Genomic DNA, 25,839 nt, shown 5'->3' on the forward strand with positions numbered 1-25,839 from the left:
TCTCATTATATTATGCTGAACCCCGCAAAAGCAGTAAACGAAGAAGCACGACTCCACGCGCTTCACAGTTATAATATTTTACATACCGAAAAAGAAGCCGAGTATAATGAAATTACAGATCTTGCTGCAGAAATTACCGGTAAGCCAGTAGCAATCATCTCACTTGTGGATCAGGAAGAAGTATGGCTCAAAGCTACCTCAGGAATGGATATTTGTAGTTCTGAACGTAAATATTCTTTTTGTAGTCATACGATACTTGAAGAAAATGAATTATTGATCGTCGAAGACTCCAATAAAGACTCAAGGTTTTCCGGGAATCCATATACTGAAGGTGAAACCCCTATAATTTTTTATGCAGGGGTGAGTTTAAAAGATGAAAGCGGTCACGCGCTCGGTACACTTTGCGTAATTGACCATAAACCGAATACAATTACCAAAAAACAAATCAATTCTTTGCAAGTGCTAGCAAGGCAAATAATGAAATTGCTTACTTTACGGAAAAAAAACGAACAGCTCCAAAAGTTACAGTCTGAGCTCACTCAGAAAAACGAATTACTTAGAGGTTTTGCAGGAATCGTATCGCACGATATGAAAATGCCGTTGGCTAATATGATATTAACTACCGATGTGCTACGGGCAAAATATGGAAATCATTTGGATAAAAAGGGTATATCCTATTTGGATAACTTAAAACATTCCTCTTTTAAATTAAGTGATTATGTGGGTAATCTACTAGCTTATTATGAATCAGACGGTCTCTCTAAAAGCAAACCAGAAGAATTTGAACTAAATAATTTATTGGAAGAAATTGTAGAGCTCTTAGGTATCGATCATAAAGTAACTATAAATTTTCCAGAAGAAAATATAGACCTACATTGCAACCGTGCAGCGCTTGAGCAGATTCTTCTCAATCTAATCGGCAACAGTCTTAAATATAATGACAAAGACGAAGTCGTAGTAACCATTGGATGTAAAGAAACAAAGGAAGCATACTATTTTGAAGTTTCTGACAATGGTATTGGCATACCCGAGGACAAGCAACATTTAATTTTTGATCTATTTACTACAGTAGCAGAATCTGATCGTAAAGGGAATAAGGGGAATGGCATTGGTCTGAGTACAGTGAAAAAACTCATCGATAGTCTTGGTGGCGAAATCAAAGTTGCTTCAATAGAAAATGAGGGAACTGTTTTCAGTTTTACAGTAAAAAAATAATAACCCCTAATTAGTTTACATTCTATTTTTAGATTAATTTCATATTGCGAATACACGCTTCAACACATTTTTCGCCATCAATTGCTGCAGAGATAATTCCGCCCGCATACCCTGCTCCTTCTCCACTTGGGTATAAACCTTTGATTTGAACATGTTCATAGGTTCTACGATCTCGCGGAATACGAACTGGTGATGAAGTTCTTGATTCTGGTGCATGTACAACGGCCTCATTAGTTAGATATCCTTTCATGCTTTGGTCAAACGCTTTAAATCCTTCCTTCAAAATTTGATGAAGAAAAGATGGAAATACAGTCCCCATATCAATACTAGTGAGCCCGGGTTTATAGGAGGTTTCAGGTAAATCCTGAGAAACCTTACCACTCACCATATCAATCAAACGTTGCGCCGGTACACGCTGCGTTTCACCGGCAAGTTGCCACGCTTTTTGCTCTATACTTTTTTGAAAATACATTCCGGCCAGAGGCCCATGTTGTTGAAAGTTTTTAAAATCTTCCGGACGAAGTTCTATCACTATTCCGCTATTTGAGGTAGGTTGATCTCTTTTTGACGGAGACCATCCATTAGTAACCACTTCTCCCGGACTTGTGGCACAAGGCGCTATAACTCCGCCAGGACACATGCAAAAAGAATACATCCCACGACCCTTAACCTGCTTTACTATACTATACGGTGACGGTGGTAAATAAGGTCCTCTTGTAGCGCATTTATACTGAATTTGATCTATAAGCTCTTGAGAATGTTCGACACGAACCCCCAGTGCAAAAGGCTTAGCTTCGATATGAATCTGTTTCCTATGCAACAATTCATAGATATCCCTGGCCGAATGACCCGTGGCTAAAATTACTGCATTAGTCTCAATTACATCTCCTGATTTTGTTACAACGCCTACAATAGCATCATCTTTGATTTGTATGTCGGTAACGCGTGTCTCAAAATGAATTTGTCCTCCTTGAGCAATAATTTTGTTACGCATTGCAGCAATAATATCGGGCAATTTATTTGTCCCGATATGAGGGTGTGCTTCAACCATTATTTGATCTGTAGCACCAAACCCCACTAACAGCTTCAAAATGCGATTAACATCTCCCCTTTTCTTTGATCGCGTATATAACTTACCATCACTATAGGTACCTGCGCCTCCTTCTCCAAAACAATAATTGGAGTCCTCGTTTACCAAATGATCTCTGGTTATTGCCTTTAAATCTCGACGTCTGGCTCTAACATCCTTACCTCGTTCTAAAACGATAGGCTTGCATCCTAATTCTATAGCTCGTAAAGCGGCAAATAATCCTGCTGGCCCTGCTCCTATAATCACTACCTCATTAGCATGGGAAACCTCTGGATATTGAGGTAATTGTATAGGATCATCAATAAACGTTTCATTAATATAAACTCTTACTTTTAAGTTTATTTTAATAGCAATTTGTCTGGCATCAATAGATCGCTTTAAGACTTGCACATGAGTAATCTCATTTACCTGCAATGCATTTAATTTTGCTATTTTCTGCTTTAATAACGTGGTATCTGCTGCAGTTTTTGGTGATACTTGTATACTAAATTCGTGCTGCACAATCTTGTTTCTATTTTGGGGACGAAGATACAATAAACTCTTAAAGATTATTAGCACTGCCATGATACTTCTCTAATAGAACAACAATAATATGTTGTTTTTTGAGTTATCTTTGAACTTAAACAACCTTAAATTTACGATTATGAAAAAATTATTTTTAGTTGCTATCGCAATCATCGGATTTTCTGTATCAACACAGGCACAAGATTTAAAATTCGGTTTTAAAGGTGGAGTAAACTTTGCTTCCATTAATGGTGATGATGTAAGCAGCAATTTAGACGGGAGAACAGGGTACCATATTGGAGCGGTTGCTCAAGTAAGCCTGATGGACATGTTAGCACTTCAACCGGAAGTTTTGTATTCTGCACAGGGAGCAAAAGATACAGATATTGATTATCTTAATGTACCTATTCTATTAAAGTACAAATTTGCTAAGCTTTTTAGTATTGAAGCTGGGCCTCAATTTGGTTTTGTTGTAAATGATGATTTTAAGGATGGTGGAGAGCCAGAGAGCTTTGATTTTAGTGGAGCCGTGGGCGCCGGAGTAGAAATCAGTTCCTTTTTTGCTCAAGTGCGTTACAATATTGGTTTTACTGATGTGGTAGATGGTGCTGAAGCTAAAAATGCTACCTTCCAAGTATCTGTAGGATACTATATCTTTTAAGGTAACAATCATATTATGCAAAAAGGCGGAAGTTTTCACTTCCGCCTTTTTTTTATTATTTCGCGTAATTACTACGTATTACGAACGCCTGCGATTAGCATTACGTGATCTGCGTTGCTGAGGTTTTCGACCGGAATTAGATCCGGATTTCTTCTTTGCAGAATTTTTATTTTTAGTTGGGGTAGTCGGAAAAGGTGTTAACGGTTCAAAACCTTCAATAGCATCCTTATCAATTGGATCGCCCAATAATTTTTCAATATCCCATACATATTCCATCTCGTCATGAGAAACCATCGAGATAGCTTCTCCACTAGCACCTGCTCTACCCGTACGACCAATACGATGTACATAATCTGCAGCTATATTCGGTAATTCGTAATTAATAACATGCGGAAGTAAAGGGATATCTAAACCTCTTGCTGCGATATCAGTCGCAACCAACACCCGTACTTTACCTTTTTTAAAACCGTCTAATGCTTTGGTTCTTGCTCCCTGACTTTTATTACCGTGAATTGCAGCAGCAGAAATGCCCCTTTTTGATAGCTTTTCACTGAGTCGATTGGCTCCATGTTTTGTTCGTGTAAAGATCAATACTTGTTTCCAGTTACCATCAGAAATTAATTTGATCACTGCAGCTGCTTTATTGGTTTTATCCATTAAATACATTCGCTGTTTTACTTTTTCTGCTGTCGAATTTTCTGGGGCTGCTTCTACCGTCACAGGGTGATGTAAAATTCCTCCTGCTAATTTTTTGATCTCTTTTGAAAAGGTAGCTGAGAATAATAAATTTTGGCGTTTTGATGGAAGTAAATCTAGAATTTTATTGATATCTCGCTGAAATCCCATATCCAACATACGATCAGCTTCATCCAATACGAGCGTAGTAACCCGACCAAGTGAAAACGCTTTTTGACTATGTAAATCAAGTAATCTACCAGGAGTAGCTACCAAAATATCAACTCCGTTGCGCAAGGCTCTGATTTGTGGTTTGGCATTGACTCCACCAAAAACTACTGTTGATCTAATATCCAGATGCTTACTATACGCTTCTGCATTATCCAAGATTTGCGCAGCCAATTCTCTTGTTGGTGTTAATACCAATGCTCGAATAGGACGTTTACCTTGTTTTTTTGTTTCTGTAATAATTTGTAAAATAGGAAGAATAAATCCGGCTGTTTTTCCGGTTCCTGTTTGTGCGGATGCTAACACATCCTTACCTTCTAAAATTTCAGGGATTGCTTTTTCTTGAATAGTAGATGGTTTTGTGTATCCTTTTTCGCTAATTGCTTTTAACAATGCGTCGGATAATCCTAAGGCAGTAAATGACATAAATAATTTTTGAGAGCTTTACAATAAAATAGTTTACTGACAGCTCTTTATTTGAGGGTAAAGGTACATCTATTTTTAAACAAACACTCATTCTAAGAATTAAGTGCATTCTATACACCTATTATAAACTATAATTCAGGTCAAAAAATATGAAGATAGCACTTCAATATATTGCTATATTTTTCTAAAAAATGAAAGCCTTCTTAAACCTTAATTTCAAATCTTATAGTATCTTTACCTTACATAAGAATCAAGAAACAGAATGCATTTTAAACACCCTGAATTTCTTTACGCACTTTTCGCATTACTAATTCCTCTTCTGATTCATTTGTTTCAACTTAGAAAATTTCAAAAGATTGAATTTAGTAATGTTCAATTTTTAAAAGCTGTAAGTTTACAAACGCGTAAAAGCTCGACTGTAAAAAAACTTATAATTTTACTCACCAGAATGCTTTTGCTTGCTTGTATTATCCTTGCATTTGCGCAGCCTTTTTTTACTAATGACAAAGATTTTGATGCCCCGCAAGAATTGGTTATTTATCTTGACAATTCATTTAGTATGGAAGCCAAAGGAAAAAAAGGCCCTTTGCTAAAGCGTGCAGTGCAGGAAATAGCAGAAGCTATTCCGGAGCAGCAACTATTTACACTATTCACAAATGATGAGGTTTTTAAGGAAGTAACTAAAAAGGACGTTCTCAATGACCTTTTACAAATTGAATACAGTCCCAATCAATTAGCATATCGCACTGCTTACCTAAAAGGAAAACAATTTTTCTCAAAAAATCAGGAATCAAATAAAAATTTAGTATTGATTTCGGATTTTCAAATCCAGCAAAATCCGTTGGAGGTAAGTTTTGATGGTGCTATTGTGCCAAAACTTATTAAGCTCACGCCGGAGTCTAAAAATAACATTGCTATCGACACTCTGTATCTTGAGCGCAATAAAAATAATGACCTTACACTAGCTGCTTCGGTTTCCTCCACAAACTTGTCATCGGCAAGCGTCCCTATTTCATTGTTTGATAATGATGAATTGATCGCCAAATCTTCTGTTTCCTTTAATGAACAAGCAGTACAAAAAATAAGTTTTAGCTTAAAAGAAGGACAGGACTTACGAGGTAAATTGGTTCTGCAGGATCCCATGCTTTCTTTTGATAACACAAGATATCTGGCTATTAATTCACCTAAGAAAATAAAGGTCCTCACAATATCCGGTTCCGATGATGCCTTTTTGAAATATATTTATACTCCCGATGAATTTATACTCACACAAAGTAATTTAAATGCGTTAAACTATAACACCCTAAGTCAATCAGATTTAATTATCCTCAACGAAATTGAAACAGTTCCTGTCACGCTCCTTAACGCGCTTAAAACATTTGTAGCGAGTAAAGGTGTACTTTGCTTTATACCGTCTGTAAAGGGAAACCTAAAAGATTATAACGAACTACTCAATCAACTAGATGCTACTCCGTTTAACGCTCTCATACCATCAGAAAATCTAATTACTACCATTCATTTTGATCACCCGCTATTTAAAGGTGTTTTTGACAAAAAAATTGATAATTTTCAATATCCAAAGGTAAACTCTTATTTTCCAGTAAATTCGACACGATCCATTTTATCGTATACCGATGAACGTACTTTTTTATACAACCATAAAAATCTTTATGTTTTTACTGCAAGCATAGCTTCTGATAAAAGTAATTTTAAAAATACCTCTTTAATCGTACCTGTCTTATACAATATTGGAAAAGAAAGCTTACAACAACCTGTTTTGTATTATCAGGTAGGTAAATTAAATAGCTATGATGTACAGATCTCATTGGATCAGGATGAAATTATATCCCTGTATTCTGAACGAGAAACTATCATCCCGTTGCAACAAAATTTTTCCAATAAAGTTAGAATAACAACCGATGAAACTCCGACCCGTGCCGGAATGTATACGCTTACCAAAGGTGATGAGTTTTTCGATCATCTGGCCTACAACTACGGTTCATCAGAAAGTAGACTAAAATATCATACACTGAAACCAGGAAATGACTACACTTTGGCGGATACTATATCGCTTTTATTTTATGAATTAAAAGAAAACAACCGCGTACAAGAGTTTTGGAAATGGTTTGTTATTTTTGCGTTAGTTTTCTTATTGCTAGAAATATTATTACTAAAATATCTAAAATGAAGGTTTTATTAAAAGATACTACTGTACTCGATCCACTATCTCCATATCACGAAGAGTCTGTTGATATTTTAATTGAAAACGGTTTCTTTAAGCAAATAGCAAAAGAAATAAAGGCATCTGAGGATATGAAGGTAATCACATTTCCTAATTTATCTTGCTCTCAAGGGTGGTTTGATAGTAGTGTAAGTTTTGGAGAACCAGGGTATGAAGAACGGGAGACGCTTTTACACGGTTTAAACGTTGCTGCTCGAAGCGGATTTACATCAATAGCGCTTCAACCCGATACCAACCCAATCATAGACACCAACGCCGCGGTAGGATTCATCACAGGTAAAACCGTGCATAATCCTGTAAAGGTTTATCCCATAGGAGCACTTACTGTTAAATCTGATGGTGTGGATCTTGCAGAATTATATGATATGTGTCAAGCCGGCGCCATCGCTTTTGGCGATCACAAAAAGGCAATTGAAAATCCTACACTCCTAAAACTAGCTTTACTATATGTACAAAATTTTGACGGTTTGGTAATTTCTTATCCACAGGACAATGCTATTGCCGGTCATGGGATGGTACATGAAGAAGAGCAAAGTACATTATTAGGATTAAAAGGCATCCCTGCATTGGCAGAAGAACTTCAAATAGCTAGAGATTTATCTATACTTGAATATACGGGTGGGAAATTACATATTCCAACCATATCCACCCAAAAGTCAGTTGAGTTAATACGAGATGCTAAAGCTAAAGGTCTGCAAGTAAGCTGTTCGGTAACGGTTCACCATTTGATATTGACCGATCAGGAGTTGACTACTTTTGACACGCGTTATAAGGTCTTACCTCCTTTACGTACAAGCTCCGATACGACTGCACTGATTAATGGCATTGAGGATGGTACCATCGATATGATTACTACAGACCACCAACCTATCGATATTGAAAACAAAAAGGTAGAATTTGATCATGCAAAATACGGAACTTTAGGACTAGAGAGTGCTTTTGGTATACTTAATAATCTTATAGGAACTACGACAGCTCTCAAGATGTTAACGCAAGGCAAAACTATATTTGGTATCAAACCTGTACCAATTGAGATAGGAAACCCTGTGGATATAGCGCTATTCAATACAAAAGGAAAAGGAAAATTTACCAAAGAAAAAGTATTGTCTACTTCAAAAAATAGTGCGTTTTTTGGGAAAGAAACACAAGGAGAGGTCTATGGTATCATTGCACACAGTCACATTATTGTAAATACTTGATTTTTTAATGTTCTTACTTAAATAATCACATTACTATTTCTTGGGTTCACACATAAAAATAAATTCTTAATGGAAACAAATAACACATCCGGCACAGGAAAAACACCCGCCATAATTGCATATCTAACAATTCTTGGCACCATCATCGCATTTTATTTGAATCAAGATGAAAAGAAAACATCGTTAGCCAGTTTTCATATCAGACAAGCCTTAGGCATTCATATTTCTTTTTATCTTTTGGGTGCTTTAGTAAGCCTTTTTGACTCTTGGCCTATCACATCGGCATTTTACATTTTCATACTTGTGCTATGGGTTTTTGGTTTAATCACAGCAATACAAAGTGAAGAAAAATCAACACCGATACTAGGACCTTATTTTCAACAATGGTTCACTTTTATTAAATAATATACCTCACTTACAATTCTAACAAATTTTTCAATCTCAATGCAAACACAATCCCTTTCTCTTCATCATATAATTCGAGCTCCAAAAGTAACTTCTGACCAGCCACCTGTCCTTTTTATGTTTCATGGGTATGGTAGTGATGAAAATGATTTATTTTCGTTTGCTTCAGAATTGCCTGATGAACTATGCATTATCTCGGTAAGAGCTCCCTACCCTATGCAACCCTACGGGAATGCTTGGTACGCTATTTATTTTGACGCAGCAGATGGAAAGTTTAGCGATGACAAGCAAGCTGTCTTATCCAGAGACGCTATTGCAAATTTTATTGATGAAGCTATAACGGCCTATAACCTCAATTCATCTAATGTCACTTTGTTAGGGTTTAGTCAGGGAACTATTTTAAGTTACGCTGTTGCGTTGTCTTATCCAGAAAAAGTTAATAATGTTATTGCTCTGAGTGGCTACATAAATGAAGCTATTATTGCTAACGGTTACGAGAATAAAGATCATACCAATTTGAATGTATATTGTTCTCATGGTAGTGTGGATCAGGTGATCCCTATCGATTGGGCGAGAAAGGCTCCTGATTTTTTAAGCTCTGTGGGAATTAAAACGTCTCTACAAGAATTTCCCGTTGGTCATGGTGTGGCTCCTCAAAATTTTTATCAACTAAAAGAATGGTTGAAGGAAAAACTGTAACCGGTGAGCTTTACAAAAGCGTACTATATTTAAAACTACCTATATTTATCGTTTAAGCCTATTCCAACTAAAATCATAGGAATAATTTTAGCTACTCTTTTTTCTTGTGTAGTCTCACGCTTAGCTGAATCTATGTATTCTGTAAACTCTTTTTGTTTAAAGAAAGTGAATGCTTCAAATTTTTCTGAGAGAATCGCGTCTTCTGACAAGGCTTTTTTAAGAATTTCAGGGATAATAAGAGTTTTCGATACTGATTTTACGATCTTAATCTCTTTTCCCTGCTTTTGATTAAAGATCGCCTCTTCCACATATAATTTGACAAGATTGCTGTCAATATCATCCAATCCTTCAAATCGCCATTGTCTTAGACCTCGCGTTTTATCTTCCTGAGCATTCACTAAAACCTGTTTTGGGTCTGTTAAAAAAACTCCTTGATAAAACCATATTCCCACATACGATTTAAACGCTCCTAATCCAATAACATTCTTTTTATCGATTGTATACACTGGAGCACCCCATTTCATCGTTTCATCCATGGATGTTGATAGCATTATCTTTCTTAAAAGCTCTAACGCCTCCCTCCTTTCTTCATGGGATTCAATATATGCTTCGACTGATGTATACTTTTTCATGATTATAGCTAAAACTTCAATGTAATCTCTTGCTTCTGTTGAGAATCCCACTGAGAAGTTATTATCAATTGTCGCTGCTCTTGGTTATATTCAAATGCATGCGTTGAATTGTCCACCAGAGCCTCTTTCGGTTTATTTTGCACGTTATGAATTACTAATGTAATATCTCTTTGCTTTCCGGTATACTGGTTACCGATAGTACTTGAGTAGTTAAAAGATAGCTCTTTTTTATTATTTATACCGTTAAATTTCATAAGCTCATAATGGTTTTTCTCAAAAGCCTGTGGCGTTATACCATCATCCTCGTACAAAATTCCTGAAGCCTTTTCTACACTATCATCATGATAATAATGAAGATTTAGCTTTCGGGTGGTATACGCATCCGTAGTCATAACGACATCTATCATCGGTATAAAGGCGCCCGCCTTGGCAAATGTGGGAATATGATCTTCAAAAAGTTCCACAGTTTTCATACCGCTTTCATAACGTTTATTTGTATAAAAATCGAACCAAACACCAGATTCAGGAAATTTAATGTCCATTGTTTTCAGTCCGGAGCTTGTCACAGGTGCCACGAGTAGGTTCTCTCCCCATAAATAGTTTGTATGAATTAGTAGATCCGAAGAATCAGCTGCTGTATCAAAAGACACGGGACGCATCAAAGGAAGCCCTTTTTGATTGTTTATAAATGCTAAAGTGTAATTGTAGGGCAATAACTTATATCGTAGTTCAATGCTCTGCTTGGCTAGCTGTAGTGTTTTTTTATCATGAAAAACAGGCTCTGGTGCGATATGTTCTTGTGCATGAGGTCTAAAAATTGGTTGAAATACCCCATACTGTAACCATCGTGTGTATAATTCTGCATCAAATTTTTCTCCTCCGGCAAAACCTCCCAGATCAGAATGCATATAACCCATACCCTGCATCCCCATTTGCAACGCTATTTCGGTTTGTGATTGCAATCCTCCCCAACTACGACTTACATCGCCCGACCAGGGAATCATGCCATATTTTTGGGATCCTGAATAACCTGCTCTCATTAGGATAAAAGGGCGTTTTTTGGGAAAATCCTTTTGATAGCCCTCATAAACCAAACGTGCCCAATCATGGCCATATACATTATGAACCTCGTCTGCAGATCCAGTTGCGTGAAGTAAATCTGAAGGATGCACTTCGGGCTCTCCCAGGTCACCCCACCAACCGGCTACGTTATATTCATCAGTAAACCTTTTATAAAATGACCAAAACCATTCTTTTGCCTTAGGATTATATATATCAATGATCCCGGTATTTCCAAAGTAGAAATCATAAGCATAGGTTTCTCCGGCTTTATTTTTTCCCAAATACCCGTTAGTATCAGCTTCTTTCCATCGCTTTGATGTTGAAAGTACAAATGGCTCTGTTATTAGAATTGTTTTAACACCATCTTCTTTGAGATCTTTAATCATTTTTTTGGGTGTTGGAAAAGAATCACTCAGGAACTCCAAATTTCCCATATGCCCTTTAATATCTTTACCAAACCAATAAATATCCAAAACCAATGCATCAAGTGGTATACTATCTTCTTTAAATTTTGCCACTACATTACGAACTTCTTCCTCTGAATGATACCCAAACCGACTGGCAAAATTACCAAAACTCCATCTTGGAGGCATGGGTTGTCTACCTGTAAGTTTTGTGTACGCAACCGTTACATCTCTTAAGTTGTTTCCTGCGATAACTTGATAAGTCTTGCGACCACCAATGACTTCGTATTGTAAGGAGTTGTCCTTTTTGCTATCTAAATCTAAAAAACCAATTGCAGGATTATCAAAGTGAATCGCATAGCCTTTTGAAGAAATAACTAACGGTATTGTAAAATTCATCAACGCCGATTCCGTTTCATAGCCATAATGGGCGCGATTGTATAATTCTAATCGATGTCCTCTACGATTCATCCCTAAAGCTCTTGCTCCTCCCCCAAACAGAACTTCCTCCTTCCCTATTTCAAAATCAAGTATTTCGGTTGAATCTGTTTTTATATACCCTTTACCTTCAGCAATAAGCGATCTTCCCATATATTCGTACGAAATCTGAAAAGGTTGTTTCTTAATTGAAACTTTAATTCCATCTTTTAAACCATAGGAAAGTGTATTCTCTGATTCTACAAACTGTGTATTGTCATCCATCGCGTTAAGCACCACGGCATGCGAAATGGTGTCTAACTGTTCTCCGTAAGGAATAAAGCTGGTCTCAATAATTTTATCAGAAAGTATAGAAAAATGATACATCCCATTTTCTACCTGTACTTTTAAATGATGCTCTTGAGTTTGAACACTTTTGAAATACTCATTCTGTTGTGCAAATAAACCAAGGTTAGATATTAAAAAAAGTACCGTAGTTAATCTTTGAAATAATTGTAAAGTCATGTGTAGTGATTATAATAGTCCTCCCAAAGATATAAGAATCTGGGAAGCTGTTGTCTATAAACACTTATATAAGAAAACTTTTACGATATCATCATAGAGAATCAATTTTCACTAAAAAATTAATAATCCACAAGTACTAATCGTTAATTTTGAAATTGTATGTAGCAGACATATGAGCAGTAATAGATGCAGAAGTATCACAGCGCTAATCTTTTGGACTATAGTTCTTTAATTTTTAGGGTATAAAAATGATTTTTCAACTTCAAAATCAACGGTATCATCTTCATTTACCTCATAAGATATAAAAAGCTCTCCCCAATACGTGCCATCAGTAAAATCTGCTATAATCCACTTATGATTAAGTAATCTGACTTTATTAATACTCATATTGCCTTCCATCCCAGCATAAGGAATAATTGGATTGTCAGCACCAGCTTTATTTTGTCCAATAATCTGATCACTAATTGTATTGGCTAATTTGATAGCATTATAACCTTGCTCTTCAAAATAACTCATCGCATCCTCATTGGTATCCAACGAGAAATAAGTCATATCCATATTTGTACTAATTAAAGAATCAATTTGAACATCTTTATGAGCAATTTTCTTATTCATATTTTCAATTTTGGCGTCATACGACTCTTGAGCCTTTTTACCATTCATAAATTGATACAGAATGAATAAAAGTGAAAAAATAAATAAGTATAAAAATATTTTACTTCTCATGTTACAAGGTAATTTTTAAATTATCATAAGCTAAATATACTCCCTCAGGCAACTGGGCCTGAACTTCTTTATGAAACCCCAGCATATGGCTAATATGGGTTAAATACGCCTTTTCCGGCTTAATAAGCGCTATAAATTCTAAAGCTTCTTCCAAATTAAAATGCGAGTGATGTGGTTCTATTCGCAGCGCATTTACTACAAGAACCTTGACCCCTCTGAGCTTTTCAATTTCTGCGGATGTGATAGTTTTAACGTCTGTTAAATACGCAAATTGATCAAACCGAAAGCCAAACACCTGCAATCGGTTATGCATGGCGTTAATAGGAATTATATCCAGGGTTCCCAGTGTAAACGGTTGGCTAGTTATCTCGTTCTCAATAACGCTAGGAGCCCCCGGATATTTATTTTCGGAAGCAAAAATATAATCAAATCTCTTTTTTAATGCTTTAAGAACTCTCTTATGTGCATAAATGGGTATATCTCCCTGCCTAAAAAAGAAGGGTCTAATATCATCAAGTCCCATGGTGTGATCGGCATGTTCATGTGTAAAAAGTACACCGTTGATTTCAGAAACTTGCTGATTTAACATCTGCTGTCTAAAGTCTGGTCCACAGTCGACAATATAAGTATAAGCATCCCAACGCACCATTATAGAAACACGTAATCGCTTATCTTTAGGATCATTACTTAAACAGACAGGATGATTACTACCAATAATTGGTATCCCTTGTGATGTACCTGTTCCTAAAAAAGTTACTTCCATAATATAGCTGATGGACAAATGTAGCTATATTTTTTTTGCCAAAAACGAATTCATTTATGTTAAATGTTATTTAAACCCGATATAAAATTCAGAAATTTGTCGTTCATATTTTTTATAATACATGGGTATTATTAATTTTACATTGAACAAAAAAAGCCCCTAGCGCTATGCCTATAACCATAATGGGAGATAAGGAATTCGAATCAGTTCCTTCAATTAAGAGTAAAGCATTACGAATTAATCTCAATCAAAATATTTATGGGACTTTCTCCGAAATTGGAGCCGGTCAAGAAACCGTACGTAATTTTTTTAGAGCAGGTGGTGCCTCCGGTACTATAGCCAAAGCGATGAGTGCTTATGATAAGGACTTTAGTGATGCAATTTATGGTATCGAAAGCGACAAACGTTACGTTACCGAAGCACGCCTAAAAAAAATGTTGTCTCATGAGGTAAACCTTATGGAAGAGCGAATTTCCAGAGAAAAACATCCTAATAAACTATTTTTTAGTTACGCCAATACAGTTGCAACCATTGATTTTGCAAAGAAGTATAAAGGACATGGTTGGGTTGGAATTCGGTATCAAACTGTACCTAACGAAGAATACAATGAGATTTCTCTACATATCCGTTTTCATGAAAATGATGCCCGCTTACAACAAATGACCTTAGGTATTTTGGGCGTTAATTTAATTTATGGAGCGTATTATAAATATGATAATCCAAAAAAACTTTTGCGATATTTATATGATCATTTAGACAAAGATCAGATTGAGATTGATACCATTAACTTTTCGGGTCCACGATTTAATAAAGTAGACAATCGTTTAATGAGTTTGCAGTTGGTTAAAAATGGTATGACTGAAGCCGTAATTTTTGGGCCTGATGGTAATAATATTTTGCCTGCAAGAATACTATATAAAAAGAATATTTTGGCTCTGAGAGGTAGTTTTAGACCTGTGACCAAAGTTAATATGGATATCTATAAGAAATCGTTAAATAGATTTCTGGACGAAAATAAGGTTGACAAAAAGAAAACTGAAGTAATTTTTGAAATTACACTCTCGAATTTAAGAGCAGAAGGTGAGATTGACGAAAAAGATTTTATGGATAGAGCACGATTGCTATGTTCATTGGGTCAAACTGTAATGATCTCCAACTTTCAGGAATATTATAAGGTTGTTGAATATTTTTCAAATTATACCAAAGAGCGCATGGCACTGGCAATGGGCGTCAATAACCTGGTAGATATTTTTGATGAAAAGTATTATCGTCATCTTAGTGGTGGTATTTTAGAAGCTTTCGGTAAATTATTCTTTAAGGATTTAAAAGTGTACTTGTACCCTTTAAAAGATCATACAACCGGAGAAGTCACAAATAGTGATAACCTTAAAGTTCATCCTAGAATGAAGGAATTGTATAAATTCTTCAAATACAATGGTAAGCTGCAGGATATTACAGATTACGATCCGGATATTATGGATGTGTTTTCTAGAGAAGTACTACAAATGATACATGAAGGAGAACCCGGATGGGAAAATATGTTGCCAGAGGGAATCGCTGATATAATCAAAGAAAACAACCTTTTTGGTTATACCGCCGAAGCAACCAAAACAGTTTAAACATAAGTATAAAGGATGTATGAAATCTTTCATACATCCTTTGCTTTTTAACTTATTTTGACTGCAACAGTTCTTTATAGGAATCTCTATAGAAGTATAACATTACTACATTCATTGCTAGCAAAGACACCCCTATAAACCAATTTTTGGGATCTAGTTTAATATGATATAAAAAAGCATTGACAGAAATGCTCATTAGAATCACCATCATAAGCGCAGCAAACTTATTTGCTAATAACGATATTCCAGCTGTAACTTCTACAATAGCCACCAACATCATTGTCTTGGATGAGGTGAGGGCTTTCAAAAAATAAATTGCTCCTTTGGTTTCGGGAGCGGGAGGATCCATAAAGTAGAAAAGTTTATTACATCCAAAAAATAAAATAGTTAAACCAAAAGCTATTCTAATAGCCATAATTAATTTTGCATTCATTGGGTAGATTTTGATGGTTGATGTAACAATTAACGCATAATCAGCAATTTAATTGCCCTTCTCTCAAGCCTCACGTCAATTATACGACATCAAAATACTACCTAACAAACTGATTATTTCAGAATTTGAGCTGTGTGATCCTTTGTTTTTACTTTTGAGATAACCTCTTCTATAATACCCTTCTCATCAATTACAAAAGTTGTACGATGTATACCGTCGTATTCTTTACCCATAAATTTTTTAGGTCCCCAAACACCAAAGGCATTAATGACTTCCTTTTCTTCGTCCGCTAATAATGGATACGGTAATTCGTACTTGTTTTTAAAATTTTGCTGACGCTTAGCACTATCGGCACTAACGCCCAGAATTTCGTAGCCTTGCGCTTTAAAAGTCTCATAATTATCCTTTAGGTTGCATGCTTCTGCAGTGCATCCCGGTGTACTTGCTTTGGGATAAAAGAATACAACCAGTTTTTTATTTTTAAAATCTTGTAGGGTAACGGTATTACCATCTTGGTCCAAAGCTGAAAAATCCGGAGCTTTATCTCCTTCTTTAAGTGTAGTCATGATATACAATAGATTATGAAATTTACTACTCTAAATTTCTATTTTTGTTTAATTTTAGCCTAAAAGTACATAAAATGACAAAACAGGAAAAGGTTGCGTATGTTATAAAAACTCTAAAAGACCTATACCCCACTATACCAATCCCTTTGGACCACAAAGATCCTTATACTTTATTGATAGCAGTACTCATGAGCGCTCAAAGTACCGACGTACGTGTAAATCAAATAACGCCGTTGCTATTTGAGCGTGCAGATAATCCACATGCAATGATTCGCCTTACGGTTGATGAAATAAGAGATATCATTCGCCCGGTTGGACTCAGCCCGATGAAAGCCAAAGGTATTCATGGATTATCCCATATTCTAATTGACAAATATGATGGAGAAGTACCACAGAGTTTTGAGGCATTAGAATCGTTACCTGCCGTGGGTCACAAAACTGCGAGTGTGGTCATGTCTCAAGCCTTCGGAGTACCGGCTTTCCCTGTGGATACACATATTCATAGATTGATGTACCGTTGGGGGTTTACTAACGGAAAAAATGTAATACAGACAGAAAAAGATGCCAAACGTCTATTTCCTGAAGAATCTTGGAACGACTTGCATCTTCAAATGATTTGGTATGGTAGAGAATATTCTCCCGCCAGAGGATGGGATTTATCAAAAGATATTATAACCAGTACTATTGGAAGAAAAACTGTACTCAACGAATACCATAAAAAAAGACCTGCATAAAACAGGTCTTTTTCTTTATTAATTAATTTAACGAAGTCTCAAACTGAAGCGTTCCTACTTCGATTACATTAAGCGACTTAGAGTAATTGAGTAAGAAATCAATAGTCTGCTCTTGAGGTTGCAGATACGCTTCATCTTTTTTACGAGCGTCTTTAAAGTAAAATTTTGCCATATTATAAACTTAAATTAGGGTTATTTAAGAATATAACGACAGTAAAACCTTATTTATTGTCTCTTCAAAATGTTAATTTGTCAAGACAATATTATTTTTATCAATTACTTTTCTAAGATTAATTAATGCATAACGCATTCTGCCTAAAGCCGTATTAATGCTTACGCCTGTTTTATCACTAATTTCTTTAAAACTCATGTCTTTATACATTCGCATGACTAGCACTTCTCGCTGATCGGTTGGTAGCTCCTGAATCAGATTACGTAACTCCTCCTCTACCTGATCCTTGATGAGTTGTTTCTCGGCATTTAGATCACTATCACTAATTACAGAAAAGATACTAAACTCTCCATTATCTTCAAATTTAGGCATGCGATTGCCTTTTCTAAAATGATCTATCACAAGATTATGTGCAATTCGCATTACCCAAGGTAAAAATTTACCTTCCTCATTATATTTTCCTCTCTTTAAAGTTTTGATAACCTTAATAAAGGTGTCCTGAAAAATATCTTCAGAGATATCTCGATCAAAAACTTTGGAAAAAATAAAACTGTAAATACGTTGTTTATGGCGCTCTATTAGAGTTGCTAAAGCAGCTTCGTCTCCTTGAATATAACGGCTTACCAAAACCGCATCAGATAGCGTGTATTCTTTCATACCTTTACTTAATTTTAGTACCAACAAGCTTGGGGCTCGGGCTATGTTAAACTTAAAAAGTAATGGTATTCTATAGGCTATTAATTTAGTTTTGGGTTGTTATACTGGTGGCTAATATAGCAACTCTGCGCGAAAAACAAATCATTTTTGTTAATTTATTTAACTGCACATATCCCCGAAGTACGTTATTAATCTTATTACGGATTGCTTATCTTTGCCCGTAGACTGCGTATTTACTATGACTCAAGATATCACAACTTTAGACCCAAAAAAGAATATATTAATTAAAGGAGCCAGGCTTCATAATCTCAAAAATTTAGATGTTGCGATCCCTCGTAATAAATTGGTTGTAATTACTGGTTTATCAGGTTCCGGTAAATCCAGCCTTGCTTTTGATACCTTGTATGCAGAAGGACAACGGCGATATGTAGAAAGTCTTTCATCGTACGCCCGTCAGTTTTTGGGTCGTTTAAACAAACCTAAAGTTGATTATATTAAAGGTATTGCGCCCGCAATAGCTATCGAGCAAAAAGTTAATTCTACAAATCCCAGATCAACTGTTGGTACTACCACCGAAATTTATGACTATCTCAAGCTTTTATACGCGCGTATCGGTAAAACCTACTCGCCAGTTTCTGGTGATGAAGTAAAAAAGGATACGGTAACTGATCTTATTAATTATGTGAAGCAATTTGACGATGGTGAAAAAATGTTGTTGTTAGCTACCATAGTTGTAGAAGAAGGAAGAACCACAGAAGAAAAGCTAAAAGTTTTACAACAACAAGGGTATGCTCGAATAAAGGTGAACGATCAGGTTGTTCGTATTGAGGATTCTCAAGTTACAGAAAATGATGAACTATTCCTGGTAGTTGATCGTATTATAAAAAGAGAGGATGAGGATTTTTATAATCGATTGGCTGATGCAGTTGATGCTGCTTTTTTTCAGGGAAAAGGCACGTGTTTTATAGAAACTTTAAAAGATAATAAGCTCCGCCAATTCAGTAATAAATTCGAACTTGATGGAATTACCTTTCTTGAACCCAATGTACATCTCTTTAGCTTTAATAATCCGTACGGTGCTTGTCCGCAGTGTGAAGGCTATGGTGATGTCATAGGCATTGATGAGGATCTGGTGATCCCCAATACCGGTTTGAGCATTTATGAAGAAGCTGTCTTCCCATGGCGGGGAGAAAGCATGAGCTGGTACAAAGATCAACTGATTAAATCTGCTTATAAGTTTGATTTTCCTATACATAAACCTTATTTCGAATTATCCGAAAGTCAAAAGGATTTGCTTTGGAAAGGAAACAGTTATTTTGAAGGAATAGACAGTTTTTTTAAAGAATTAGAGGCAAAGGCGTATAAAATTCAAAATCGTGTGATGTTATCACGCTATCGAGGAAAAACACGCTGTTCAAGCTGTAACGGGAAACGTTTACGACCAGAAACGAACTACGTTAAAATTGCCGGTACCACCATCACGGATCTGGTAGAAAAGCCTTTGGACGAGCTAATACCGTTTTTTCAAAACCTGGAACTTAATGAATACGACGCACAGGTAGCAAAACGACTTCTAAAAGAAATTAATAGCAGACTTAGCTTTTTGAGTAATGTAGGTTTAGATTATCTTACGTTAAATAGAAAATCAAACACCTTATCCGGTGGAGAATCGCAACGAATTAATCTTGCTACTTCTTTAGGAAGTAGCCTTGTAGGCTCTATGTATATTTTGGATGAGCCCAGTATTGGCTTACACCCTAAAGATACCGAAAAACTAATACAAGTTCTGATATCTCTGCGTGATCTGGGTAATACAGTAATTGTAGTTGAGCATGATGAGGATATTATGAAAGCTGCAGATGAAATCATCGACATTGGTCCTGAAGCAGGTACTCACGGAGGTAAATTGGTCGCTTATGGAACGTATGATGAAATTTTAAAGGCTTCTTCGTTAACAGCAAAGTACTTAAATGGCGCATTTCAAATTGAAGTTCCCAAAACACGTAGAACTTCGCCCTATTTTCTTGAAGTAATTGGGGCTAGGGAAAATAACCTAAAGAATGTTAGTGTAACCATTCCTTTGGGCGTCTTTACGGCTGTCACCGGAGTTTCAGGTAGTGGTAAAAGTACGTTAGTTAAAAAAATAATTTATCCTGCCTTACTCAAGAAATTAGGAGGCTACGGAGAGAAAGCTGGACAGTTTTCTGAATTAAAAGGTAAATTCAGTAATATCAAGCATGTAGAATTTGTCGATCAGAATCCGATAGGTCGCTCTTCTCGATCTAATCCTGTTACCTACATAAAGGCTTATGATGATATTAGGGCATTGTACTCTAATCAAAAATTATCGACCATACGCAATTATAAGCCAAAGCACTTCTCGTTTAACGTAGATGGTGGACGCTGCGAAACTTGCAAGGGCGAAGGCGAAGTAACCATCGAAATGCAATTTATGGCTGATGTTCACTTAACATGCGAGACCTGTAATGGTAAGCGTTTTAAGAAGGAAGTGCTAGAAGTTGCATTTCATGATAAGAATATAGATGATGTTTTATGCATGACTATAGATGACGCTATTGCTTTTTTTACTGCTCATGACCAGTCCAAGATTACCAAAAAGCTGCAACCGCTACAAGACGTAGGGTTAGGGTATGTTCAATTAGGTCAAAGCTCATCAACTTTATCGGGGGGCGAAGCGCAACGTATTAAATTAGCCTCCTTCCTAGTAAAAGGTACGACCAAAGATAAAGCCTTATTCATATTTGATGAACCTACCACAGGCTTGCATTTTCACGACATCAAAAAACTACTTAAATCTTTTAATGAGCTTATAGACAAAGGACACTCCGTATTAGTAATTGAGCACAATTTAGATTTAATTAAATGTGCAGATTATATCATTGATCTGGGTCCTGATGGAGGTAAAAATGGAGGACATATTATTGCAACAGGCACTCCTGAGGAGATTATAAAAGTTAAGAAATCATATACCGGACACTTTTTGAAAGAAAAACTGTAGGGTATAATTAATTGATTTATAGATTAATGTAATAATTTTAAATATTTTATCATGATGTAATCAAAATTCTGGCACATCATTTGAAAATAAACCTCCTGTAGCGGAAGCCGAAATGCTAATGAGTAGGCACAACCTTAAACTATAGGATTATGAAGAAATTAATACTTTTTACCATTATTTTATTGACAAGTGGTAGTTTGATCTTCGCAAAAGGTCATAATAATCACAATGAAGATCGCACAACGTTTAAAAACAATCGATCACAGGGATTCAAGATACTTGAACAAGGCGCTGTTTTTAAACTTTTTTCTGATGGAAGTATTCGACTAAAAAAATCAGCCTTTGATAGGCGATATGCACATTCACCAAATAGAAGAGCTTCTTATAGTTACAACACAATGTACGGAACTGACACTAATTATATGCGTTATGATCAGTATGGGAGATTAAAACGTGTAGGGTCAACCCGAATAACATATGACCGCTTTGATCGGGTAAAAAAGATTGGCAATATTAATGTCACTTATAACCGTAGGGGTCTGGTGAGACAAATTGGAGGCATGCAGGTGTATTATTCACGATATAATACTATTAATTTTACTGAGGGTGCTATACATCATCGTGTTTGTAAGCATACGAGAACTGATGGTTACAACAGAGGCCACATAAAAGCAAAAAAGCATAAGAAAAAGAAAGAGTCAAAACACTATAAAAATTGTCATAAGAAATCTAAATCACAGGACTACGATGATGATTAAAACTTTTGTAACTGTTCACAAAAAAGCCCGTTATCAGATCTGGATAACGGGCTTTATTTTTAAATTAAGTTGCTACACTCGCTTCAATTATAGGGTAGAAATTTTATTCCAAACTGGTATATTTAGAAATTTACCCAGTAGTATAGCGTCTTCTTCTATGTGTGCTTTTACCCCATGGTCCATGATGTTGATACGATTACCATTTGTCAAAACTAAATTGAGCTCATGACTAAGATAGGATCCCGAACTTCCTCCACTACTCTGGACAAATTCGGTTATCAATTGAATTGCATAAATTTCAGAGAAAGAAATCTCAAATTTTCCTTTATTAAAGCGATTCAAATGCTTATTAAAAGTTGCTGTACCCGCAAACATTACTAAAAAGACTAAACCAAGAAGAAGAAAAATACCTCCTTCTCTAAAAAACAATTGTATATTTTTTAAAATACTTTGTTCTTCCAAAATACCACCTATGTAAGCGAAGTAATAGGCCAGTACTACGTAATTAAGACCCGCCAAGAAGAAAACTCCGCCAAAAAGGTTAAGCGTAGATGTTTTTTTCACTTTAAGTATGGAAGATGAAACTTGTTTAATTTTATGGGAAACAAAGTTACTCCCGCCGGAGTTTGCAGGAGACCAATCAATTTGTTGAGCAATAGTGTCCTGAGTAGGATCAGAAAAATTTTGAGAGCCGGACCAACCAGTGTTTTTGAGTTTTAAATTTTTCATTTTAGATGATTCCCATGCCATTATCAAGAACATTCCTGCTAACACAATTAAAAGCCCGGCTGTTTGCAAAAACACCTTGGTACTGCCGTGTAAGCTCCGCTGCCCCCACTTCAATTGTGTAGTAAGCGATTTTATTTTTGATTCTGTAATACGATCAGGATTTTTGAGTTCTTTTAAAGCTTCTAATTCCGCGGAACGTTCCTCTAAAACATCAATTCGTCTGTAATGATTCTCTATACTACTATAGATTTCAGGAACTCCAAAAATTAATAGTGGCAATAGTGGTATTATAAAAAGCAACCAATTCGACTTAACGTTTAACTTATATGACATATAACTTCAATTTTTAACAAAAAAAGTTAAAAAAACTATAAATTACAAGTAAAAACCATGTTTAATAAATTAATATCTAGACTCATTTAATCATAAACATTTGTTTTTCAGTTGTTTAAATTTTTGGCACGCTGCTTGATTACTAATTGATGAACTTAGAGCTGATTAGTTCTTTCTAAATCAATAGATATGAGAAATTTTATTTTACTTTTAACAGGTGTCCTTCTAATGACCCCAAGCATTAACGCAAATACTGAGAGTGCGACATCAAGCTATGTGACAAGAAATAATAATTCTTTTATTTTTTCTGAAGGTGGGGTAGAATTTTCGATATATCCTGATGGTCAGTTTGACTTTTATCTACCAAGTGCACACCGACGCAGTAATGTTAGCATATCGGTAAATCGCCCTGGTGTTAACATAAGTTTTAACTCTGGTTACAATTATGATCCTTATGTACAGTATGATGATTATGGTGCTGTTGTACAGGTCGAAAACGTTCCAATTTTTTATGATTACTACGGAAGAATTACCCAAGCAGGAGATGTGTATATAACATATAATCGTTACGGTCGTGTAGCTCGTTTGGGTGGGCTGTATGTTAATTATAATAGATATGGCCATTATGTAAATGTTACCGGATATATCAACAGATACAACAGACATTATGTATATCGCCCTCATCATGCATATTTTACTGTACCGGTAGTATCCAGATGTATAGTGTATGAGCGTCCATATCGTAGATATTATAATCCGTATAGATATTCTTACAATGTCTACAGAGCGTCGTATAACAAGGGGTATTATCAGAACCCTTATCGATCAAGATCTTATTATCGCCCTTCTCAACGAGTAAGTCATTACAATCGGGGAGCACATCTTAAGTCAGCTAGAAAAGTTGCTTATCAAGATAGAAGCAGAAGGGTGCAATCTCAGAAGAGAAATGATCGATATTATGCAGCAAATTCACGAAGTAGAACTAGTAACACTGTAAAACAACAACGTTCTGATGCTTCTAAAAGGTATACGCGTAGTCGCAGTATTACTAACAAACAAGCTTCTGCGAGCCGCTCAAGCAATTCAAAAGCAAACGAAGGTCGTAATTATAAATCTACTGTGAATAGACAACGAAGTGCTGCATCAAGAACAGCAAATGCAAGTTCAAGTAGAGTTTATAAGAGAAATACTGAAAATGCCTCAAAAAAAAGAGGAGTTTCTGTAACAAATCGCTCTACGCATCGTCCTTCTTATAAAGGCAATCGTGCACCTTCTAAATCGAATGAGCGTGTTACACGAAGTAAACGGTCTAGTACTGTAGACAGAGGTTCAAAAGGACAAAGTAGAACAAAAAGAGCATCTTCTACAAGATCATCGACTAGGGATACTAACTCTAGGTCGGCCCGAAGTAGAAGTTAAAATATAGTTGATTTTTAATTTTTTTGGTTGGTTAGTTGGAGAATCCCCCAGAGTTGTATGCTTAGGCACCTCGGGGGATTTTCTTTATTAACAAGTTGATATCATTTGAAATCTTCAATTTGAAAATAATGATCAAATAAAAAATACCAATCACTATACTTTTAAGTCCAATGTTGATGATTGGATTAAAATCAAAATTCCAATAAAAAAAACCAAAACTTAAACTTGTAACTATCACTAAAACTAACCATGTATTTTTATCAAAAGGATGCATTTTATATTTCCTATAAACTATCCACAATTTAATCCCATTATAAACACTAATCGCTGTAAATGTTGCAAACCCTGCTCCATCAATTCCATACAAGGGAATGCAAATATAATTCAATACCCCGGCCAGAACTGCCATCAATACTCCTGTCTTCAAGACCAATCTATAATATGGAGAATTATATAAAATGGCATTATTATTTCCTAAAAGATTATCAAACAATTTAGAAAATGAAATCCATAGGGTTACCCATAGATACAGCTGATACTCATCAGGAATTATTTGGTATAATTCCTGTACATTACAAATAATTAAGATAAATAAGAGTCCGCTGATGGTGAAGAGATTAATAGAACTTTGTTTATAAAGCTGTTTGAGCCCCACAAAGTTTTTATCATTTAAAAGTTGAGCAGTCAAAGGATAGGTGATTTGATGCATAGCTCTCGATGGTATGACGATAACACTTGCTATATAGGCAGCCAAGCTATACTCTGCAACACTTTCAAAAAACCACAATCTTTCGATCATTACTTTGTCTAAATCAATAAGTAAACTGGCAACTGACCCAGCGATTAAGATAAGCGTTGAGTATTTACCAACATTCAAATAATTTTGTGGTAATGCAACAGTAAATTTGATCGGATGCAGTGTCAATGCATAGCCCATCATAATAAATAAACGAAGTACATACACCCCTACAAGTGCGTAGATGAATTGATGAATTGTTATCATCTTAAAATACACTAGCAGTAGTAAAAGTGCCGTACATAATCGTACGAAGATTTCCTTTAGAATATTCCCAAATACACTTCGCAATTTAACCTTAGACCAGGCAAAAAATATTTCAAAATATGCAGTTGATAGTCCTAGGATGAGTATTGTCCAGACATAAGGTTTTACAATGGCGTTGTCATTTTCAAAATAGGAGAGAATCGGCTCTTGAAATAGTATACATAGTATACTCAAAATTGCTGCAAGGACACCTGGAACTACCAGCATTATACTCAAAAATCGATCTTGTTCTTCTCTATCTCTGTAAGCAGTAAAAAATTTAATAAGCGTGTTGTGAATACCAAACGCGATAAAGGGCCAAAGTAAATTGGATACAGCAATAAGATAGGTAACCAGCGAATAATACTCTTTTTCTAATAGATGGGTAAACAAAAATAAAGTATTGATCGCTCCGATACCAAAGCCTACGACTGTAGTAAGTCCATTACGTATCGATTGATTAAGTACTATTCCCATATTTGTGA

At 35.7% G+C, this 25,839-nt stretch carries 23 protein-coding genes; 11 read left to right on the forward strand and 12 right to left on the reverse strand.

Annotated elements, in window-relative coordinates; translation table 11 throughout:
* The first annotated feature begins 12 nt into the window (after positions 1–12).
* On the forward strand, positions 13–1,215 hold the full coding sequence (locus ACJRPK_RS07820) for a sensor histidine kinase (RefSeq protein WP_407139376.1): 1,203 nt from the start codon (positions 13–15) through the stop codon (positions 1,213–1,215).
* Between the two features lie 28 nt (positions 1,216–1,243).
* Here ACJRPK_RS07820 and ACJRPK_RS07825 read toward each other — a convergent pair whose 3' ends face one another.
* A complete protein-coding gene (locus tag ACJRPK_RS07825) occupies positions 1,244–2,806 on the reverse strand; it encodes an NAD(P)/FAD-dependent oxidoreductase (RefSeq protein ID WP_407139377.1) in 1,563 nt (520 codons plus the stop codon).
* Between the two features lie 142 nt (positions 2,807–2,948).
* On the opposite strand from ACJRPK_RS07825, the gene ACJRPK_RS07830 reads away from it, so the two are divergent.
* The gene (locus tag ACJRPK_RS07830) at positions 2,949–3,470 is read left to right on the forward strand and encodes a porin family protein (protein WP_407139378.1); all 522 of its coding nucleotides are present in this window, start codon (positions 2,949–2,951) and stop codon (positions 3,468–3,470) included.
* 78 nt (positions 3,471–3,548) lie between these two features.
* On the opposite strand, the gene ACJRPK_RS07835 is transcribed toward ACJRPK_RS07830, so the two are convergent.
* Positions 3,549–4,799: a DEAD/DEAH box helicase gene (locus ACJRPK_RS07835; protein WP_407139379.1), complete on the reverse strand. Its 1,251-nt coding sequence runs from the start codon at positions 4,797–4,799 to the stop codon at positions 3,549–3,551.
* Positions 4,800–5,061: 262 nt separating this feature from the next.
* Here ACJRPK_RS07835 and ACJRPK_RS07840 point away from each other — a divergent pair, with 262 nt between their 5' ends.
* From ACJRPK_RS07840 to ACJRPK_RS07855, 4 genes are all read left to right on the forward strand, one after another.
* Positions 5,062–6,987 (forward strand): BatA domain-containing protein, encoded by a 1,926-nt coding sequence (locus ACJRPK_RS07840; protein ID WP_407139380.1) that lies wholly within the window; start codon positions 5,062–5,064, stop codon positions 6,985–6,987.
* Positions 6,984–8,240, forward strand: coding sequence for a dihydroorotase (locus tag ACJRPK_RS07845; protein WP_407139381.1), 1,257 nt, complete (start codon positions 6,984–6,986; stop codon positions 8,238–8,240). The genes ACJRPK_RS07840 and ACJRPK_RS07845 overlap by 4 nt, the downstream gene beginning before the upstream one ends.
* A 69-nt stretch (positions 8,241–8,309) precedes the next feature.
* A complete protein-coding gene (locus ACJRPK_RS07850; protein ID WP_407139382.1) occupies positions 8,310–8,645 on the forward strand; it encodes a hypothetical protein in 336 nt (111 codons plus the stop codon).
* A gap of 39 nt (positions 8,646–8,684) precedes the next feature.
* Positions 8,685–9,344 (forward strand): alpha/beta hydrolase, encoded by a 660-nt coding sequence (locus ACJRPK_RS07855; protein WP_407139383.1) that lies wholly within the window; start codon positions 8,685–8,687, stop codon positions 9,342–9,344.
* A gap of 35 nt (positions 9,345–9,379) precedes the next feature.
* Here ACJRPK_RS07855 and ACJRPK_RS07860 read toward each other — a convergent pair whose 3' ends face one another.
* The 4 genes from ACJRPK_RS07860 to ACJRPK_RS07875 all read right to left on the reverse strand — a co-directional run bounded on the left by ACJRPK_RS07860 (position 9,380) and on the right by ACJRPK_RS07875 (position 13,873).
* A complete protein-coding gene (locus tag ACJRPK_RS07860; RefSeq protein WP_407139384.1) occupies positions 9,380–9,976 on the reverse strand; it encodes a YdeI/OmpD-associated family protein in 597 nt (198 codons plus the stop codon).
* 8 nt (positions 9,977–9,984) lie between these two features.
* Positions 9,985–12,384: a TIM-barrel domain-containing protein gene (locus ACJRPK_RS07865; RefSeq protein WP_407139385.1), complete on the reverse strand. Its 2,400-nt coding sequence runs from the start codon at positions 12,382–12,384 to the stop codon at positions 9,985–9,987.
* Between the two features lie 228 nt (positions 12,385–12,612).
* Entirely contained in the window at positions 12,613–13,110 is a 498-nt protein-coding gene (locus ACJRPK_RS07870) for a hypothetical protein (protein WP_407139386.1), read from the reverse strand.
* Position 13,111: 1 nt separating this feature from the next.
* Positions 13,112–13,873 (reverse strand): MBL fold metallo-hydrolase, encoded by a 762-nt coding sequence (locus tag ACJRPK_RS07875; RefSeq protein ID WP_407139387.1) that lies wholly within the window; start codon positions 13,871–13,873, stop codon positions 13,112–13,114.
* 167 nt (positions 13,874–14,040) lie between these two features.
* On the opposite strand from ACJRPK_RS07875, the gene ACJRPK_RS07880 reads away from it, so the two are divergent.
* Positions 14,041–15,492 carry a TonB-dependent receptor gene (locus ACJRPK_RS07880; protein WP_407139388.1) on the forward strand — a complete coding sequence of 484 codons (1,452 nt, stop codon included), beginning with the start codon at positions 14,041–14,043 and terminating at the stop codon, positions 15,490–15,492.
* Between the two features lie 52 nt (positions 15,493–15,544).
* On the opposite strand, the gene ACJRPK_RS07885 is transcribed toward ACJRPK_RS07880, so the two are convergent.
* Positions 15,545–15,925, reverse strand: a complete 381-nt coding sequence (locus tag ACJRPK_RS07885; RefSeq protein ID WP_407139389.1) for a DoxX family protein — start codon at positions 15,923–15,925, stop codon at positions 15,545–15,547.
* A 113-nt stretch (positions 15,926–16,038) separates the two neighbouring features.
* Positions 16,039–16,491, reverse strand: coding sequence for a thioredoxin-dependent thiol peroxidase (gene bcp / locus ACJRPK_RS07890; RefSeq protein ID WP_407139390.1), 453 nt, complete (start codon positions 16,489–16,491; stop codon positions 16,039–16,041).
* 74 nt (positions 16,492–16,565) lie between these two features.
* Here bcp and nth point away from each other — a divergent pair, with 74 nt between their 5' ends.
* Entirely contained in the window at positions 16,566–17,225 is a 660-nt protein-coding gene (gene nth / locus ACJRPK_RS07895; RefSeq protein WP_407139391.1) for an endonuclease III domain-containing protein, read from the forward strand.
* Between the two features lie 22 nt (positions 17,226–17,247).
* On the opposite strand, the gene ACJRPK_RS07900 is transcribed toward nth, so the two are convergent.
* Both ACJRPK_RS07900 and ACJRPK_RS07905 read right to left on the reverse strand, forming a co-directional pair.
* On the reverse strand, positions 17,248–17,397 hold the full coding sequence (locus tag ACJRPK_RS07900) for a hypothetical protein (protein ID WP_407139392.1): 150 nt from the start codon (positions 17,395–17,397) through the stop codon (positions 17,248–17,250).
* A gap of 72 nt (positions 17,398–17,469) precedes the next feature.
* Complete coding sequence (locus tag ACJRPK_RS07905) at positions 17,470–18,054, reverse strand: RNA polymerase sigma factor (protein WP_407139393.1); 585 nt, start codon at positions 18,052–18,054, stop codon at positions 17,470–17,472.
* A 238-nt stretch (positions 18,055–18,292) separates the two neighbouring features.
* Between ACJRPK_RS07905 and uvrA the strand changes: the two genes are divergently transcribed.
* Together uvrA and ACJRPK_RS07915 are read left to right on the forward strand one after the other, a co-directional pair.
* Entirely contained in the window at positions 18,293–21,073 is a 2,781-nt protein-coding gene (gene uvrA, locus ACJRPK_RS07910; RefSeq protein ID WP_407139394.1) for an excinuclease ABC subunit UvrA, read from the forward strand.
* Between the two features lie 149 nt (positions 21,074–21,222).
* Positions 21,223–21,831 carry a hypothetical protein gene (locus ACJRPK_RS07915; protein ID WP_407139395.1) on the forward strand — a complete coding sequence of 203 codons (609 nt, stop codon included), beginning with the start codon at positions 21,223–21,225 and terminating at the stop codon, positions 21,829–21,831.
* Between the two features lie 87 nt (positions 21,832–21,918).
* Here ACJRPK_RS07915 and ACJRPK_RS07920 read toward each other — a convergent pair whose 3' ends face one another.
* Positions 21,919–22,893, reverse strand: a complete 975-nt coding sequence (locus tag ACJRPK_RS07920; RefSeq protein WP_407139396.1) for a hypothetical protein — start codon at positions 22,891–22,893, stop codon at positions 21,919–21,921.
* A gap of 189 nt (positions 22,894–23,082) precedes the next feature.
* On the opposite strand from ACJRPK_RS07920, the gene ACJRPK_RS07925 reads away from it, so the two are divergent.
* Entirely contained in the window at positions 23,083–24,312 is a 1,230-nt protein-coding gene (locus ACJRPK_RS07925) for a hypothetical protein (protein ID WP_407139397.1), read from the forward strand.
* Positions 24,313–24,373: 61 nt separating this feature from the next.
* Here ACJRPK_RS07925 and ACJRPK_RS07930 read toward each other — a convergent pair whose 3' ends face one another.
* Positions 24,374–25,831 carry a lipopolysaccharide biosynthesis protein gene (locus tag ACJRPK_RS07930; RefSeq protein WP_407139398.1) on the reverse strand — a complete coding sequence of 486 codons (1,458 nt, stop codon included), beginning with the start codon at positions 25,829–25,831 and terminating at the stop codon, positions 24,374–24,376.
* Positions 25,832–25,839 lie beyond the last annotated feature (8 nt).

This window comes from Aquimarina sp. 2-A2, from assembly GCF_045505135.1.
GTDB lineage: Bacteria > Bacteroidota > Bacteroidia > Flavobacteriales > Flavobacteriaceae > Aquimarina > Aquimarina intermedia.

Bases quoted from the DNA above. Each gene is read 5' to 3' on its own strand.
- ACJRPK_RS07905 (WP_407139393.1), bottom strand. From the start codon at position 18,054: ATGAAAGAATACACGCTATCTGATGCGGTTTTGGTAAGCCGTTATATT.
- bcp (WP_407139390.1), bottom strand. From the start codon at position 16,491: ATGACTACACTTAAAGAAGGAGATAAAGCTCCGGATTTTTCAGCTTTG.
- ACJRPK_RS07840 (WP_407139380.1), top strand. From the start codon at position 5,062: ATGCATTTTAAACACCCTGAATTTCTTTACGCACTTTTCGCATTACTA.
- ACJRPK_RS07870 (WP_407139386.1), bottom strand. From the start codon at position 13,110: ATGAGAAGTAAAATATTTTTATACTTATTTATTTTTTCACTTTTATTC.
- ACJRPK_RS07835 (WP_407139379.1), bottom strand. From the start codon at position 4,799: ATGTCATTTACTGCCTTAGGATTATCCGACGCATTGTTAAAAGCAATT.
- ACJRPK_RS07875 (WP_407139387.1), bottom strand. From the start codon at position 13,873: ATGGAAGTAACTTTTTTAGGAACAGGTACATCACAAGGGATACCAATT.
- ACJRPK_RS07855 (WP_407139383.1), top strand. From the start codon at position 8,685: ATGCAAACACAATCCCTTTCTCTTCATCATATAATTCGAGCTCCAAAA.
- ACJRPK_RS07915 (WP_407139395.1), top strand. From the start codon at position 21,223: ATGAAGAAATTAATACTTTTTACCATTATTTTATTGACAAGTGGTAGT.
- ACJRPK_RS07885 (WP_407139389.1), bottom strand. From the start codon at position 15,925: ATGAATGCAAAATTAATTATGGCTATTAGAATAGCTTTTGGTTTAACT.
- nth (WP_407139391.1), top strand. From the start codon at position 16,566: ATGACAAAACAGGAAAAGGTTGCGTATGTTATAAAAACTCTAAAAGAC.
- ACJRPK_RS07860 (WP_407139384.1), bottom strand. From the start codon at position 9,976: ATGAAAAAGTATACATCAGTCGAAGCATATATTGAATCCCATGAAGAA.
- ACJRPK_RS07830 (WP_407139378.1), top strand. From the start codon at position 2,949: ATGAAAAAATTATTTTTAGTTGCTATCGCAATCATCGGATTTTCTGTA.
- uvrA (WP_407139394.1), top strand. From the start codon at position 18,293: ATGACTCAAGATATCACAACTTTAGACCCAAAAAAGAATATATTAATT.
- ACJRPK_RS07920 (WP_407139396.1), bottom strand. From the start codon at position 22,893: ATGTCATATAAGTTAAACGTTAAGTCGAATTGGTTGCTTTTTATAATA.
- ACJRPK_RS07865 (WP_407139385.1), bottom strand. From the start codon at position 12,384: ATGACTTTACAATTATTTCAAAGATTAACTACGGTACTTTTTTTAATA.
- ACJRPK_RS07880 (WP_407139388.1), top strand. From the start codon at position 14,041: ATGCCTATAACCATAATGGGAGATAAGGAATTCGAATCAGTTCCTTCA.
- ACJRPK_RS07845 (WP_407139381.1), top strand. From the start codon at position 6,984: ATGAAGGTTTTATTAAAAGATACTACTGTACTCGATCCACTATCTCCA.
- ACJRPK_RS07925 (WP_407139397.1), top strand. From the start codon at position 23,083: ATGAGAAATTTTATTTTACTTTTAACAGGTGTCCTTCTAATGACCCCA.
- ACJRPK_RS07820 (WP_407139376.1), top strand. From the start codon at position 13: ATGCTGAACCCCGCAAAAGCAGTAAACGAAGAAGCACGACTCCACGCG.
- ACJRPK_RS07930 (WP_407139398.1), bottom strand. From the start codon at position 25,831: ATGGGAATAGTACTTAATCAATCGATACGTAATGGACTTACTACAGTC.
- ACJRPK_RS07850 (WP_407139382.1), top strand. From the start codon at position 8,310: ATGGAAACAAATAACACATCCGGCACAGGAAAAACACCCGCCATAATT.
- ACJRPK_RS07900 (WP_407139392.1), bottom strand. From the start codon at position 17,397: ATGGCAAAATTTTACTTTAAAGACGCTCGTAAAAAAGATGAAGCGTAT.